Source organism: Paenibacillus sp. FSL L8-0641, from assembly GCF_038006265.1.
Classification (GTDB): domain Bacteria; phylum Bacillota; class Bacilli; order Paenibacillales; family Paenibacillaceae; genus Paenibacillus; species Paenibacillus polymyxa_D.
Genome location: NZ_JBBOUW010000001.1, coordinates 3,330,742 through 3,346,395 on the forward strand (window position 1 = coordinate 3,330,742; position 15,654 = coordinate 3,346,395).

General features: G+C 46.2%; 15 protein-coding genes. 4 read left to right on the forward strand and 11 right to left on the reverse strand.

The features are described 5' to 3' along the window. Positions 1–51 precede the first annotated feature (51 nt). The 4 genes from ptsP to aroA all read right to left on the reverse strand — a co-directional run bounded on the left by ptsP (position 52) and on the right by aroA (position 5,737). Complete coding sequence (ptsP, locus tag MKY16_RS14920; RefSeq protein WP_029517655.1) at positions 52–1,797, reverse strand: phosphoenolpyruvate--protein phosphotransferase; 1,746 nt, start codon at positions 1,795–1,797, stop codon at positions 52–54. Next, positions 1,794–3,677 (reverse strand): glucose PTS transporter subunit IIA, encoded by a 1,884-nt coding sequence (locus MKY16_RS14925; RefSeq protein ID WP_023989337.1) that lies wholly within the window; start codon positions 3,675–3,677, stop codon positions 1,794–1,796. The genes ptsP and MKY16_RS14925 overlap by 4 nt, the downstream gene beginning before the upstream one ends. Positions 3,678–3,976: 299 nt before the next feature. After that, the gene (locus MKY16_RS14930; RefSeq protein ID WP_013310932.1) at positions 3,977–4,411 is read right to left on the reverse strand and encodes a CoA-binding protein; all 435 of its coding nucleotides are present in this window, start codon (positions 4,409–4,411) and stop codon (positions 3,977–3,979) included. Positions 4,412–4,444: 33 nt separating this feature from the next. Then, positions 4,445–5,737, reverse strand: coding sequence for a 3-phosphoshikimate 1-carboxyvinyltransferase (gene aroA, locus MKY16_RS14935; protein ID WP_340955879.1), 1,293 nt, complete (start codon positions 5,735–5,737; stop codon positions 4,445–4,447). 269 nt (positions 5,738–6,006) lie between these two features. Here aroA and MKY16_RS14940 point away from each other — a divergent pair, with 269 nt between their 5' ends. Continuing rightward, positions 6,007–6,312 (forward strand): rhodanese-like domain-containing protein, encoded by a 306-nt coding sequence (locus MKY16_RS14940; protein WP_010345522.1) that lies wholly within the window; start codon positions 6,007–6,009, stop codon positions 6,310–6,312. A gap of 248 nt (positions 6,313–6,560) precedes the next feature. Here MKY16_RS14940 and gndA read toward each other — a convergent pair whose 3' ends face one another. Further along, positions 6,561–7,967 carry an NADP-dependent phosphogluconate dehydrogenase gene (gene gndA / locus MKY16_RS14945; protein WP_013310934.1) on the reverse strand — a complete coding sequence of 469 codons (1,407 nt, stop codon included), beginning with the start codon at positions 7,965–7,967 and terminating at the stop codon, positions 6,561–6,563. Positions 7,968–8,140: 173 nt separating this feature from the next. Beyond that, positions 8,141–8,740, reverse strand: coding sequence for a hypothetical protein (locus tag MKY16_RS14950; protein ID WP_029517659.1), 600 nt, complete (start codon positions 8,738–8,740; stop codon positions 8,141–8,143). 279 nt (positions 8,741–9,019) lie between these two features. On the opposite strand from MKY16_RS14950, the gene MKY16_RS14955 reads away from it, so the two are divergent. Then, on the forward strand, positions 9,020–9,652 hold the full coding sequence (locus MKY16_RS14955) for a YktB family protein (protein WP_029517661.1): 633 nt from the start codon (positions 9,020–9,022) through the stop codon (positions 9,650–9,652). A gap of 25 nt (positions 9,653–9,677) precedes the next feature. On the opposite strand, the gene MKY16_RS14960 is transcribed toward MKY16_RS14955, so the two are convergent. Then, positions 9,678–10,961, reverse strand: coding sequence for an MFS transporter (locus MKY16_RS14960; RefSeq protein ID WP_340955882.1), 1,284 nt, complete (start codon positions 10,959–10,961; stop codon positions 9,678–9,680). Between the two features lie 187 nt (positions 10,962–11,148). Here MKY16_RS14960 and MKY16_RS14965 point away from each other — a divergent pair, with 187 nt between their 5' ends. Beyond that, positions 11,149–12,624 (forward strand): aminotransferase class I/II-fold pyridoxal phosphate-dependent enzyme, encoded by a 1,476-nt coding sequence (locus MKY16_RS14965; RefSeq protein WP_029517663.1) that lies wholly within the window; start codon positions 11,149–11,151, stop codon positions 12,622–12,624. 108 nt (positions 12,625–12,732) lie between these two features. Here MKY16_RS14965 and MKY16_RS14970 read toward each other — a convergent pair whose 3' ends face one another. Both MKY16_RS14970 and MKY16_RS14975 read right to left on the reverse strand, forming a co-directional pair. Next, positions 12,733–13,038 (reverse strand): DUF1292 domain-containing protein, encoded by a 306-nt coding sequence (locus MKY16_RS14970; protein ID WP_007431055.1) that lies wholly within the window; start codon positions 13,036–13,038, stop codon positions 12,733–12,735. Positions 13,039–13,117: 79 nt separating this feature from the next. Beyond that, entirely contained in the window at positions 13,118–13,675 is a 558-nt protein-coding gene (locus tag MKY16_RS14975; RefSeq protein ID WP_013310940.1) for a hypothetical protein, read from the reverse strand. Between the two features lie 201 nt (positions 13,676–13,876). Between MKY16_RS14975 and MKY16_RS14980 the strand changes: the two genes are divergently transcribed. After that, entirely contained in the window at positions 13,877–14,635 is a 759-nt protein-coding gene (locus MKY16_RS14980; protein ID WP_340932583.1) for an MBL fold metallo-hydrolase, read from the forward strand. A gap of 122 nt (positions 14,636–14,757) precedes the next feature. On the opposite strand, the gene MKY16_RS14985 is transcribed toward MKY16_RS14980, so the two are convergent. After that, on the reverse strand, positions 14,758–14,994 hold the full coding sequence (locus tag MKY16_RS14985) for a DUF3892 domain-containing protein (RefSeq protein ID WP_165150297.1): 237 nt from the start codon (positions 14,992–14,994) through the stop codon (positions 14,758–14,760). An 87-nt stretch (positions 14,995–15,081) separates the two neighbouring features. After that, positions 15,082–15,525 carry a GNAT family N-acetyltransferase gene (locus tag MKY16_RS14990; protein WP_029517666.1) on the reverse strand — a complete coding sequence of 148 codons (444 nt, stop codon included), beginning with the start codon at positions 15,523–15,525 and terminating at the stop codon, positions 15,082–15,084. Between the last annotated feature and the right edge of the window lie 129 nt (positions 15,526–15,654).

A 15,654-nucleotide genomic window follows, 5' to 3' on the forward strand; every position in this document is an offset into this window, starting at 1 on the left:
GGCTCCCCCCAAAAGTGTATGCTAATTGCGAAGCTTTGCGGACATTACATATTACTGCCGTCCAGGCCCGGCCGGAGTGCAGCTGACATTAGCTGCAGTCAGCTTGTCTTCAATCGCTGCACCAGTGGACATGCCAAAGCAAACCTGAGCGACCGTCGTTGCCTCAGATGCAGTCGTATTCAGCACACGATGCTTGACCCGCAATAAAGATTGGGGAGACATGCTGAGTTGATGTATCCCCAGTTCCAGCCAAAGCGGAACGGACCGTTCATCTCCAGCCATCTCACCACATACACTCACATCAATTCCTGCTTGATGTGCCGCTTGTGCAGTCATGCGCAGCATTCGAAGTACAGCTGGATGGTATGGATGGTACATATGTGCAATCTGCTCATTCATACGGTCTACAGCCAGCACATATTGAACCAGATCATTCGTTCCGATACTAAAAAAATTGGTTTCAGCTGCCAATAAATCAGCGATCATCGCTGCAGCCGGTACCTCAATCATAATTCCTCGCTGAATGTTCGGATTATAGGCAAGCCCTCTTGCATCCAAATCCGCCATAGCCTCCTTCAAAAGAGCATCTGCCTGGCGGACCTCCTCTACAGATGAGATCATCGGATACATTACCTTGATATTTCCCATTGCACTGGCTCGCAAAATTGCAGTCAACTGGGTTTTAAACAATTCTTTCCAATCCAGACTGATCCGTATAGCACGGTAACCCAGAAAAGGATTTTCTTCCTCTGGTAGTTGAAGATAGTCCAACGGCTTATCTCCACCGATATCCAAGGTACGGATGACCACAGAGTGGTTTCCTGCCTTTTCTGCTATCAGCCGATATACTTCATACTGTTCCTCTTCATCTGGAGCAGATTTGCGATCCATGTATAAAAATTCCGTGCGGAACAGTCCTACACCTTGAGCGCCATGCTTCAAAGCTGCCTCCAGCTCTTTAATCGAACTAATATTGGCCGCCAGCCTCAGGGTGGTTCCATCCTTAGTCACGGCATCTACAGAAGCAAGTACCTGAAGCTGCTCTTTTCTACGTCGCTGCTCGTCGCGCAAAATTTTATAATGATCAGTTACCGTTTTTTCCGGATTCACATAAACTTTGCCCAGGTCTCCGTCCACAACCATTATGTCTCCCGTTTGAACGGGCAAATTCAGATTGCTCTCCAGTCCTGAAACGAGTGGAATCCCAAGTGCACGGGCCATGATCGCAGAATGCGAAGTTTTACCACCATTCATAGTTACAATCCCTAAAACATAGCTAGGATTCAAGTGTGCCGACTGGGAGGGTGAGAGCTCCTTGGCTACCAGAATATAGGGCTGTGTGTCCTTGGGAAGAGTCACCTCCGGTGCACCCAGCAAATGCTTGAGCAGCCGGTTCCCCACATCTTTGATATCGATTGCCCGCTCCTTCATATATTCATCGTCCAGTAAATCAAACATTGTCACAAAATGATCAATGGCTTCCTTCACGGCCACCTCGGCCGCCTTGTACTGACGCTCAATAATTCCACGAATTTCATTCATGAATTCCGGATCTTCCAATATCGCAAGATGAGCATCAAAGATGCTGGATTCTTCTGGCCCCACCATCTCTCGAAACTCATCCTTAATAAACTGGATTTCACTTTTGGATGTGCGTATCCCTTCATACAAACGTTCAAATTCCTTTGCAAGATCTACCGCATCCATTTTTTGATCAGGTAAATCCCACTCCCAGCTCGGCAGGACAAATGCCTTCCCGATTGCCACACCTGCTGCGGCGCCGATGCCTTCTATCATGTTTCTACCCCTCCAACATTCCTGTCATGCAGCACAACGGACATTACCGAGGCCTGACCTTTTTTCACTGTTTTAAACGGAGCAAAGCTCCACGACTTGACGCGATCCGGATTCGTGATGACCATAGGAGTCACCAGCGATGGAGCTTGCTCTCGTAGCGCCTGCAAATCAAATTTGATCAGCAATTGCCCCGGTTCCACCGTATCGCCTGCTTCTACCATAGCAGTAAAATTCCCTTTTAGCTGTGAAGTATCAATCCCGATGTGAAGTAGAACTTCAAGTCCTTCTCGTGTGGAGATGCCTAAAGCGTGCATGGTCGGATACAAATGCATCACAGTACCATACACCGGAGAAACAAGTTCACCGCGTTCAGGAACAAAAGCAACACCGTCCCCAACCAGCTTCGTCGCAAAAATTTTGTCAGGCACTTCATGAATCGGTAGCATTTTTCCATGTACAGGAGCGTTGAACAAAATTTGAGGGAGATCACGCTCCATCAGCTTCGCGATTTCCTCACGAATCAGTTCTGAATACGTTCCGAATACAACCTGCAAATTACCCCCACCCAGATTGATAAGCCCAGCCGATCCCAAAGCCTTCATCGCTCCGGTATCAATCAGCCTGTCATTGTGGACGGTCAGCCGCAAACGTGTGATGCAGGCCTCTACTTGCACAATATTTTCCTTCCCGCCAAGTGCTTCCAAAATAAGCGGAGCACTATAAGGAATATTGCCGGCCCAATCCTCCAGAACCGAACCTTCCTCGCGTCCAGGAGTTGGAATACGGAACCGCCGGATAGCCCATCGAAACAGTACATAATACACAAGCCCGTACGCGACTCCCACTGGAATTAACAACCAGGCGTTATGTGAGAGATGAAAATTAAGGACATAATCTATAAAACCCGCCGAATAGGAAAATCCGTGATGAATATCCAGCTCAAAGGTAAGCCACATGGCCAGCCCAGACATAACTGCATGAACGAGGAACAAATAAGGAGCAGCAAATAAAAAGGCAAACTCAATCTGTTCCGACACTCCAGTAAAAAAGCAAACAAGCGCAGCTGTCAAAAATGTTTTTTGCACCTTTGGCTTCAAATCTTCACGCGCTTCCTGAATGATCGCCAGCGCAATGGCAGGGATCGCAAACATCATAATGGGGAACAACCCGGACATGAAATAGCCCGCTGTCGGATCGCCAGCAAAAAACCGGGGTAAATCTCCCTGCACAACGTTACCAGACGGTGTTTTATATGTACCCAGTTGAAACCAAAAAATATTATTAAGCAGATGGTGAAGACCAAAGGCAGCCAGTAGCCGGTATAGAATACCGTAGATAAACAGTCCAAAGCCGCCCAAGCTCGATTCCAAACCTACTATAAATTGCAGCCCTCTCTGTATGAGTGGGGCAATAATTAGCATGAGTCCTGCAAACACAGCCGAGAAGAGGCCAATAAGCAGCAGAACAAATCGGGTACCCCCAAAAAACTGAAGCACCTCGGGCAATTTGATGCTTTTGAAACGATTATAGGCCACCCCTGAAATGACCCCCAAAATGATACCAATGAGCGTCGCTGGTTGAATGAGTCCGTTTCCAAATCTCAATGTGACCTGATCGTATATAGCCATACCAGCCAATGCTGCCAGTCCCGCCTGACCTGCCTGATTCGACATACCCAGGGCAACACCAACCGCAAACAAATATGGCAAAAAATAAAAAATCCCGTGTCCTGCCGCATTTGCCATATCAGACACCATGGGGAATCCCCATGTCGACCAAGGAAGGCTGCCGAGACTTAGCAATATTGCAGCGGCTGGTAGCACCATCGTCGGGAGCATGACAGCACGACCAAGCTGTTGTAAGGATCCGAGCCAATTCATGGCATTCCTCTCCTTTCTTTCCCTGATGGTAAGCCGAATAAATACTTTTGTCAAAGCAATGATTCCGTCTGCCAAAAATTTATTTACGCTACTACAGGTCAAAAACTTTATCATCACAAAAGATAACACTATGAATCCGTTTAGATCCATTTCATCAACAAGGCATACATACATTATATGGATTCCCGAGAGGATAATATACTGTACCATATTCCTCATTTCGCACCAAAAACCTTCAACCCTGTGAAGCAAGGGAAGAAGGTTTTCATGTGCGTATAGCACGGGTCACTGATCCTTGTTTATCCTTTACGTACAGCCTGGGTCACTGAGTCCTCCACCTTAATGCAACGATCCATAATAACCGTCATTCCATGCTCCTGCGCAATGTCAGCGGCTTCCTGGCTTATAATCCCCTGTTGAAGCCACAAAATCTTAGCTCCAATAGCTGCTGCTTCACGCGCAACCTCTGCACAGTATTCACTGCGGCGGAATACATTGACCAGCTCCACAGGCTCAGGTACTTCAGCAAGACTGGCATAACAAGTCTCCCCAAGAATCGTTTGCCCTGCCGCCGCAGGGTTAACCGGAATAATCCGGTATCCCCGCTTCTGCATGGCATAAGAAACCATATAAGAGGTTCGATCTGATTTATCAGACAAACCAACAACCGCAATATTTCCTACTTGTTCCAAAATGGTTTTAATCTCTTCTCTCGACGGATTTTCAAAAGCCATTCTGTTCCCTCCTATTCGTATCTTCGTTTGCTTTTACTTTACCCATTCTACAGAAGCACCAAGCGCCGTTAGATGGTCAAAATACTGCGGATACGATTTGGCAACATGATGTGCATCCTTGATCACTAACGACTTCTGTGCGCGTAAACCTACAATCGTCAAGGCCATAATAACACGGTGATCAAAATGCGCGTTAATTTCCACGCCACCTTCGACACCCTCCGGTCTGCCATGTACGATAATTTCCGCTTGACGTTCTTCTACCCGAGCTCCAGCCTTTGTCAGCTCATTCAAATAATCGGTAATGCGGTCACACTCCTTATACCGTAAATTCTCCACGTTATAAAAACGGGACGTGCCTTCAGCAAATACAGCCGCAGCCACCATTGCGAGCACAGCGTCTGTTGCAGCATCACCGTCAAATTCGACAGCTTTCAATCGACCATTGCCCTTCACAACGACGGTATCGTTCTCATGTGTCAGTGGTACTTCCATCATGCGCAGCACATCTACGATAGCGCGTTCTCCCTGTTTGCTCTGCTCCTTAAGACGATGGATGGTAACATCGGAATTCGTTACTGCAGCAGCCGCCAGCACCGCTGCACTCCCTGGATAGTCTCCCTGTACCGTATACGTACGTGGCTGATAGGATTGCCGTCCCGGGACACGGAAAAACATGTAATCATCGCTTGCATGAATGATAATACCAGCCTCTTGCAATACCTCCAGAGTCTGCCCAATGACCACCTTGGATTTCAAATCATGCAGCACTTCGATTTCACTGTCTTCCTCCAGTATAGGCGTAAGGAATAGCAGGGCGCTCAAATATTGTGAGCTAACCGAGCCGGACACCTGAATTTTACCGCCTTTCGCCTGACCACCCTGAATACGAATTGGCAACTTACCTTCACGATGGTCTACTTTCACACCCAATTGCCCCAGTGCATCGATTAGATCATCATGTGGTCTTTTGCCCAATGAGTCGGGATATGTATTAACAAATGTAACATCCGGACATAGAGATGCAATACCCATCAAAAAACGGAGCACCGCTCCTGCATTTCCCACATTCAATTCCTTCACAGCTTGAGGATGGCTACCAAAACCCGTAATAACTATTTTTTCATCATCCTCTTCCAATACTGCACCCAGATCGGCGATACAACGACGCATAGCATCACTGTCTTCACTATGGGCAGGATAAAAAATGGTACTTTGTCCCTCAGCAAGTGCCGCAGTGAGCAGATAACGAGTAGTGTAGTTTTTGGAGGACAGGGCCCCAATCTCTCCTTGTAAGGAAGGGGTAGGTCTAACGATAACATCCATAATGTACATGCTCCTTTTCGGTTCAACCATCCTATTATACGTTAATTATACAAGTTGTAGCATTCATTTCTCCACCCAAAAAAATAAGAAATATTAATCTAGGTCGCCCGAGTGAATCCCGTCGGTTAATTAATCTATACCCGCCTTCAAGATTAAGCCGATTGACATCCAAGAGATAGCTTAGCTATCATACATAGAGTGTGTGTGACATTTTGCACACGCCAAAAACATACGTAGCACCCATTATATATCAGAAAAGAGGTCCGGCCATGACGCAAATCGCCCTGATTGAACCTTCTGAGTTGCGCGCACGTCTGCAAGCAGGAGAGCAATTGCAACTAATTGACGTCCGCGAAGCGGAAGAAGTAGCGGAAGGCATGATTGAAGGTGCCAAGCACATTCCGCTCGGACAGCTTCCGGGTCGTCTTGAAGAAATTGAACGCACCGGTGAAATTATCTTTATTTGCCGGAGCGGTTATCGCAGTGAACGAGCCTGCGAATATCTACAGCAGCTAGGTTATGAAGGCTGTACTAACATGACTGGCGGCATGCTGCAATGGTCACAGGAGCAATAGAATACCTACTTCACAAAAGAGACGGGAACCTTCCCGTCTTTTTTGTTTTAACTCAAAGCTTAGACGCGGTAATGCATTAAAATATTTTGTCCCTATCATACCATAGCGTCAAAAGATTACACAATCCTCTACTGCCATCATAATCGTATCCATAATTATAAATTAAAAAACGGAAGCTTCTTCTACCCATAGGGCAAAAAAGCTTCCGTTGTATTACATAATGCTATTCATACATATCCATCCGTTCATTAGAACCATTGATGATGAAATACGCCTTCTTTGTCCACACGTTTGAACGTATGGGCACCAAAGTAGTCACGTTGTGCTTGCAACAGATTTGCTGGCAAACGCTCAGTGCGGTAGCTGTCATAGTATGCAAGCGCGCTGGAGAAACCAGGCACTGGAATACCTTGGGATACAGCCACGGAAATCACTTGACGCCATGCATCTTGATACGTTTCAACTACATTTTTGAAGTAAGAATCCAGCAACAGGTTTTTCAAGGCAGGATCGCGGTCATATGCATCCTTGATATTTTGCAGGAATTGCGAGCGGATAATGCAACCGCCGCGGAAGATCATAGCGATTTTTCCGTATTTCAAATCCCAATCATATTCATCGGAAGCTGCACGCATTTGAGCAAAACCTTGAGCATAGGACACAATTTTACTTGCAAACAGTGCTTTACGTACGCTTTCGATAAATTCTTTCTTGTCGCCACTGAAGGACTCAGCATTAGGACCGCTCAGCACTTTGCTTGCCGCAATGCGCTCGTCTTTCATAGCAGACAAGAAGCGGGAAAATACAGATTCAGTAATCATGGACAATGGCACACCCAGATCCAAAGCGCTTTGGCTTGTCCATTTACCTGTACCTTTTTGACCTGCAGCATCCAAGATAACATCTACCATTGGCTTACCTGTTTCAGCATCGTACTGGGAGAAGATGTCAGCTGTAATTTCGATCAGGTAGCTGTCCAGTTCCCCTTTATTCCATTCCGTGAAGATTTCATGCAGCTCTTCTGCATTCACGTTTAGGACTGATTTTAACAGGTGATACGCTTCACCGATCAATTGCATGTCACCGTATTCGATACCGTTATGCACCATTTTTACATAGTGACCAGCACCGTCGGGACCAATATATGTACAGCATGGGTCGCCTTCCACTTTAGCAGAGATTGCCGTTAGAATCGGCTCTACCAGTTTATAGGCACTTTCTTGTCCACCCGGCATGATCGCAGGACCATTCAAGGCACCTTCTTCACCACCGGACACGCCTGTACCAATAAAGCGAAGTCCTTTTTCCTCCAGCTCCTTGCTGCGGCGCTGTGTATCAGGGAAGTAGGCATTGCCTCCGTCTATAATAATGTCGCCCTTGTCCAGATGAGGCACAAGCTGTTCAATCGTGGCATCTGTAGCTTTACCGGCTTGAACCATGATCAGGATTTTACGGGGCGATTCCAATGAGTTCACAAATTCTTCAATGGAGAAAGTACCCGTCAGTTTTTTACCTTCTGCTTCTTTGATAAGATCGTGCGTTTTTTCTGGAGAACGATTAAAAACCGAGACAGTGAAGCCTCTGCTCTCAATATTAAGGGCTAAATTCTTACCCATTACCGCCAGGCCGATCACACCAATTTGCTGTTTTGCCATCTGGTTCCTCATCCTTTGCAACATATTTTGTCTTCTATATCGCCGCTTTACCGCATTACACTTTATGTGAATCGGAATACGTGCACTTCTATTTTAACGTTTTTGGTGTAAGAAGTGAACCCCTGTCTATTCACAGATCAAAACACCCCATTTACATGAGGTGTTCAGATGTACTACGCTTCCATCATCAGCAGTTGGTGGGATAGCGTTTGCAGGCGTTCATGGCAATTCCCGATTTCAGTCTTATCTCCGTCTGTCATCGCTGTGAACAGCTTCTCCAATGCATCGTCCACTTCCATTTTAAGCAGCAGCAGTCGGGTTTCTCCTTCATTGGAAGCGTACATATCCTCCATTTCCTGTGCTGACAGCACCGGTCCCTTCTGATAAATAACACGCTGCTTAAAGCCTGTAACCTCGACCAGACGAATGACCTCACCAAACAAAATATTTTCTACTAAAATATGATGGTCCTTGACTCTTTTGACAATGGCATGGCCCCGGGTGCTTCCAATCAGCTTCTCCAGCCACTCAGCCAGCTTGGCATCGCGGATCACATAATCTCCAGCCAGCTTGTAGTGTCCTGTGCGCAATTGTTGAAAACGGAGCTTCACCAGCTTGCGCCCGGTTCTCACCGACAAAACCAGATACGACTCATCCTCGCTCCAGTACAGCGAATACCCTTCCGATATCAAATCCTTGATCAGATTATGGATATGCCGACGGCTAAACCGGAGCTCTAGATTGCAATATTCTACCTCACAGCCCTTGTTCACGGCATTCCCTCCTTTTTCAAGTCCGATTCAAGAAGTCCGGCTACAGCAAGCCTGCGGCTTTCCCGCTTGATCTTCCCTTGCTCTATTTTATACTTCATTTTATGTAAGGGTACTTGGTTATTTGACCTATTTTTATGAGTAACAGCGCACAATCCTACTTTTGCCTTATATGCTTGTACCGAGCCTGGCCTAAAGTCGGTCAAGCCCGCTGACATTATGCTATAATCGGACATATTACGCCACACGACATGGCTTAACCCATTTACAGGAGGAAAAGGAATGACATTTAGTGGATTTACTGCAAAGGACTTCGATGTTTTTGAAATACCGGGGTTGGAGCCTCGTATGGAAGTGCTGATTCAGCAGGTTCGGCCCAAGCTGGAAGCGATTGGCGAGGAATTAGCTCCATTTCTAACAGATTTATGTGGGGAGCCTATGCATGTTCACGTTGCCAAGCATGCACGACGCAAAGTCAATCCCCCGATAGATACATGGGTAGCCTGGGCGGCAAATAAACGCGGGTATAAGGCGTTGCCCCATTTCGAGGTAGGTATGTTTGCTTCCCATATTTTCGTCATATTCGCAGTCATTTATGAAAGTCCCAATAAAATAACGTTTGCCCAGGCGCTTGAAGCCAACCTGAGCGATGTGCGCTCTAACATACCGGGCCATTTTTACTGGTCCATGGATCATATGGCTCCAGAAGGTACAGAACAGCAGCACATGGACACTGAAGAGTTTCAAACGATCATCCACAAGCTGCAACAGGTAAAAAAAGCCGAGGTCATGTGTGGGCTCCGTATTGATCGTAATGACCCTCTCGCCAGTGACGGAGCAGCATTGCTGCAGACGGTGCGTTCCACCTTTGAGCATTTGCTGCCGCTGTACCGAATGTCTTTCTCGAAAGAGTAGCCCTCGCTGCTTTTCAAGGCGCTGTTCAGGCCTCCACAGTCTTCCTGCGTGGATTCCGCGCCAGAGCCAAGTGGCAGCCAAACATGAGCAGCATCACGACCCCACTGATGATAAATGGAGCTGTGTGTCCAGCACGGTCCCATAGCACTCCTGAAACGAGCGGGCCTATAACCATGCCGGAGCCTTGAAGTGTTAAAAAAAAGCCCCATACCGTTGCTCGCTCGTTTTCCGGAATCAGTCGGGCAAGAAACGTGTTCCATGCAGGCAAAATGAGCGCATATCCCAAACCAATAAGCGCTACGGATACAAACACCAGCGGAATAGATCGAACGATTGAGAAGAAAAACAGCGTAATTCCGGCTAACAAAAAGCCAACATGTAGAAAATACTCCGTTCCAAGTCGGTCGACCAATTTGCCGCAAGGGATCAGTGCCAGCACAGTCACCCCACCGCCTGCAATCAGGAGCAGGCTGTACAGGTTCGGTGAAATCCCAAGGTCCGTCCGAGCGTATAGCGTAAGTACTGGGCTGATCAAACCGATAACAAAAGACTGCAAAAACAGCGCCGGGTAAATTAACGGATTGACGTTAAGCTTTGTTTTGAGTACGCCGATCGTCTCTTGGATTCCCCTTAGAGTCCCCCGCTTCTGCTTTATGTACCCATCAGACGACACTAGAGCGCTCTGTTCGAGGTCAACTTTGTCAGCAGACCTTTTCGGTCCTGGCAGCATGAGAGCAACCAACAACAACACAATACTGCATCCTATCAACATCATGAACACCATGCCGTAAGAATGTCCATAGTGGGATATGGCGAAGTTCATAATGAGCGGGCCCAATCCTGTTCCGCCCATAGACGCAATTTCCAGTGTACCCATCGCCGCGCCATTGCTGTTATTAGGCCCGGACATTTCAGTCGTTCCGGTCATAACACAAGGCCAGAGCGGAGAAGTACCTAGACCGAGCAGCAGACACGCGACGACGAGCCACACGGGCTCTGTCAGTACGCTCAGCATAATAATCGCTACAAGCGTAAACAACAGCGCGGTCGACATCGTTCCACGGTAGCCGAGTCGTTCAGCCATCCAGCCCGCCGGTGCCCGAAACGCGTTGTCTCCAAAATACTGAAGTGAAAAGGCCAAACCAATAACCCCAGCCGACAAACCAAGCGTTTCTCCCATATATACCGGCAGGATGGATACCAGAAGAGATCCTTTCATAAATTCGACCAGAAATACCAAAACCCATAATTTAGTAAAAAAAGGAGTCCACAACCGCTGCGGAGCTTTTTTTCGTCCTATTTGTCTCATCTAATCCACATCCTCCACCTTCATTTTTTGGCTATAAAGACCGGGTTCTCCGCCTACTCCACTCTTTCGCAAATAAATGCGCCCCCAATCGCTTGCATTCCTACTTTAAACTGCTATACTCAATTTTGTTCTATTATCACTTGCACAGGATTGTCGAAATCCTGCACGAAAGGTTGTGACAACACTAATGAATCAAAGCAACACCCCGCTTTTTACTGCTTTGAAAAAGCATGCTCAGAGCAACCCGGTTCAATTTCACATCCCAGGTCATAAAAAGGGAGTGGGAGCAGATTCGGAATTTCGCGAATTTATGGGGGATAATGCCTTTTCCATAGATATGATCAACATCGCTCCATTGGACGATCTGCATCAGCCTTCAGGCGTCATCGAAGAAGCTCAAAAGCTTGCAGCAGAGGCCTTCGGAGCTGATTATACGTATTACAGTGTACAGGGGACAAGCGGAGCCATCATCACCATGATTATGTCGATTTGCATGCCTGGTGATAAAATTATTGTACCCCGAAACATACACAAATCTATAATGTCTGCCATTATCTTCGCTGGTGCGAAGCCGGTATTCATTTCTCCAGTCAGTGATGAGAATCTCGGTATTCACCACGGGGTTACAACCAAGTCCGTACGCCGGGCATTGGAACGCCACCCTGACGCCAAGGGCGTCCTTGTTATCAACCCGACATATTACGGTGTGTGCGCCGATTTGAAGGAAATTGTAGATCTCGCTCACAGCTATAATGTGCCGGTCCTGGTCGATGAGGCTCATGGAGTACTGATTCATTTTCACTCTGATCTACCGATGTCCGCCATGGAGGCGGGAGCAGACATGTCAGCTACAAGCGTTCACAAGCTGGGTGGTTCCTTGACTCAAAGCTCAATCCTGAATGTAAATACGAAAAACGGATTCGTTAATCCGCAGCGTGTACAAACGATTTTCAGTATGCTGACAACAACGTCGACTTCGTATATTCTGTTGGCTTCGTTAGACACATCCCGACGTAATCTGGCCCTTAACGGTCATGAAATAGCACAACGCGCCCTTGATTTGGCTGAATATTGCCGCTCAGAGGTTAACAAGATTGAAGGGCTATATTGCTTTGGTAGTGAAATTCTCGGCACGGAAGCTACCTACGATTATGATCCAACCAAAATTACGGTTCATATCCGCCATTTGGGCCTTACCGGATACGATGTGGAAAATTGGCTGAGAGATCACTATAATATCGAGGTTGAACTTAGCGATATGTACAATATTCTTTGTTTGGTGACCCCTGGGGATACCAAAGAGGAAATTGAAATTTTGTTGAAAGCTCTGCGTGAGCTGGCTTCTCTGCACTATTCCACAGGTCAAGAGCATGAGCTGGTTGTAAAGATACCAGATATCCCTCAGCTCTCCCTCATTCCAAGAGACGCTTTTTATGGAGATACGGAAATCGTGCCCTTCAAGGAATCTGCTGGTCGCATTATTGCAGAATTCATTTATGTGTATCCACCGGGTATTCCGATCTTACTGCCAGGAGAAGTTATTTCGCAGGACAATATTGATTATATTGTTGATCATGTAGAAGTAGGCCTGCCTGTTAAAGGACCCGAGGACCGAACAGTACATCAGGTGAAGGTTATCGTCGAGACTGACGCTATTTCATAATATTGATCGGACAACACATGCTTACAAAATATGTTGATAGTCAAGAAAAAAAGCCTCCATTTGGGGGCTTTTTTTCTTAAAGAGCTATAACAGCTACTACATCCAATTCTATTCGTATTGGGCAACAAGCTCACTATATGCAGCTTCTACACGTTTCCACTCATCTTCGTCCTCAATATTGTAAAGCACCATTTCTTCGTTTTCTTCTTCCATACGAAGAATAATGCCATCCGCTTCGGGATTGCCTCGCTCAAGCAGAAGAGCATAAACGTGATCTTCTACATCAAAGGTCTCTACCAGCACCATTTCTACATCTTTACCATTTTCATCAGTTAGCGTAAGAACCATTTCTTCATGTTCGTGGTCATGATCGTGGTTGCAGGCTTCACCGTGTTCATGTTTGTGATCACTCATGGAAATACCTACCTTCAAATTGTTTTATTTTCCCCCGTATCGTAACATGATCAAGGGTGCAGGTCAATTTGTGGTATGCCTAATTTATCGCTGTAATGACTTTTTCGGACACCAAGGTATAGCTGCCATCTTTGCTCTCTTTAATGTAGAAACCAACCCGGTAATTCCCTGCTGTTTTGAAATCATACGTAAAGTCGTTCGTACGGAACCAGAAGTTATCCTTTTGTGCTCCTTTGATATCTTGGGACTGAATATCCTTCACGTTGCCCGAAGGGTCGGTGATCGCTACCTTCACTCCGGAGATATCTGTTTTCAAGGTATCAATTTGACTAAATACATTAAATTTCACTTTATTGCCTTTATTCACGTTACCAAACACAGTATCTCCCTTGAACAGGAACATATGCACGTTAGGCTGGTCGAAAACAACTTTTCCACCGGATGGATCAAAATTTACAAGTCCGTTAAAATCACGGATGGGCACATAGGTCTTCCCATCAATGACAACTGCACCATCTTTTGACACCTCTCCATTAATAATCAACTGCACTTGGTCCTTGGCGGATTCCGCCGAAATGGCGGTCCCTCCCATTATTGAAAAGGCCATCATTAGGGCCATCACTCTTCTCCATTTCATCACTACTAATCCCTCCATCGTCATCTGTTAAAAACCTTCTGTCGTACATTTATACCTAGCTCAGCCGCACAAGTTGCGCTGTGTTTCACAAATTGTCCAAAGTTTTTACAGAAGGAGCCAAATCTTTAGTTCCAGCAGCATAGGTGGTAAAATACGACTGTAGAATGTCCTAGTACACAAAGTCTGGAGGATAGATCCATTATGAGCCTAACGATACAAATGCTTGGCACAGGCAGTGCCTTTGCCAAACATTATTACAACAACAACGCGCTGCTGGACAGCGGAGAAGGCAAACTGCTAATCGATTGTGGTACAACCGCTTCGTTAGCATTACACCAAATGCGCGTTCCTTTGCCTGATATTGACGCCATTTTAATCACACATATTCACGCAGATCATGTCGGAGGTTTGGAGGAATTCGGTTTTCAAATGAACATTCTCCATCGTCGCAAGCCTCTACTTTATATCGCCGAACCCCTAATCCACCCTTTATGGGAGCATACACTCAAGGGCGGGATGTCACAGCAGGGTATGATTGACAAGCTTGAAGATGTATTCGAGGTAAACGTAATAACGCTTGGTGTGCCCACTACATTAGTATCCGGTATCCAGGTGGAGCTGATCCCTACACGGCATATTCCTGGTAAAAACAGTTATTCCTTATTCATAAATGACCGACTTTTTTATAGTGCAGATATGGTTTTTGACCCTGATTTGCTTCATCATCTGGTGCATGAACGAGGATGTCGGAGTATTCTGCATGAGGTTCAATTACAAGGTGCCGGAGAAGTCCATACGACGTTGAACGAGCTGCTAAGCTTGGCGCCATCTCTTCAAGAGCGGATTCATTTGATGCACTATAGTGATGATATGGAACAATTCAGGGATAAAGCTGGCGTCATGTCCTTTCTGGAACAGCAACGATTATATCAACTTGCAGAGTTGGAACGTGCAGAGTAGCATGCTAAATACAGCTTAACAATTAACAAAAAGCCGCCTGGCTATCCTTTGTAGGAAAGCCAGGCGGCTTGCTAGTTCTTGAATATATTGATGAACTTGCATTCTAATGTTGCGAGTTAAGGTCAGAACAATGGCAGTTGATCCAGGTTATTAGAAGGATCTCCGTCGGCATCTCCCCGAATTCGTTTGCTGCCATCCTTGGCCTTGAAAACGTTAACGCCTGCAATTGAGCCTGTCTCAATCTCATTCAAAGCTTGGCTATAATCTAAAATTCGACCGGTAGATGTCTGAAAAGACGTAAGGTCGCCATCCCCGTTTTTACGTACTGCTGTAATTCGCTCCCGTTCTGTATTAGCCATGCTGTATCGCTCCTTATCCATAATATAGTGGAGGAACTTTTACTAGCATGCGCATTGTACAGATTTGTATGCACCTTGCGCTGCCGACTACAACTTTTTGCGCATACGAACATGCGGTATTCCCGCATCGTCAAAAGGTTCATCGGAGATCGTCTCGTAGCCAAGCTTTTCGTAAAACTTCTCGGCTTGACATTGGGCATCTAGCAACGAGTATCTTAACCCCAATTCACGTGCACGTTCCTCCAGTGCTAGCAGTAATACACGTCCATAGCCTGCGGCACGATGCTCCTTGAGAACGGCAATACGTTGCATTTTAGCTGTATCTTCCTCATAGTATGTCAACCGACCAGTGGCCACCATTTCACCATGTTCACAAATTAGCAAATGATGGGCCGTATCTCCCAGCTTGTCATAATGGTCAATTTCTAAATCGAGAGGAACCTTTTGCTCATCGACAAACACTTTGGTACGGATCGATATTGCCTCCTGTAGCTGCTCCTCTGTTGTTACACTTATAATTTCTGCGGCCATCACCTGTTCCCCCTATCATTAACTCCAAATTTGTAAACTCACTAAATTCGAATTATATATATAAATGGTCATGAAGTACAGGCTGACTTCTATTTTTTCACTTTACATATATGGTTAATACATGATATT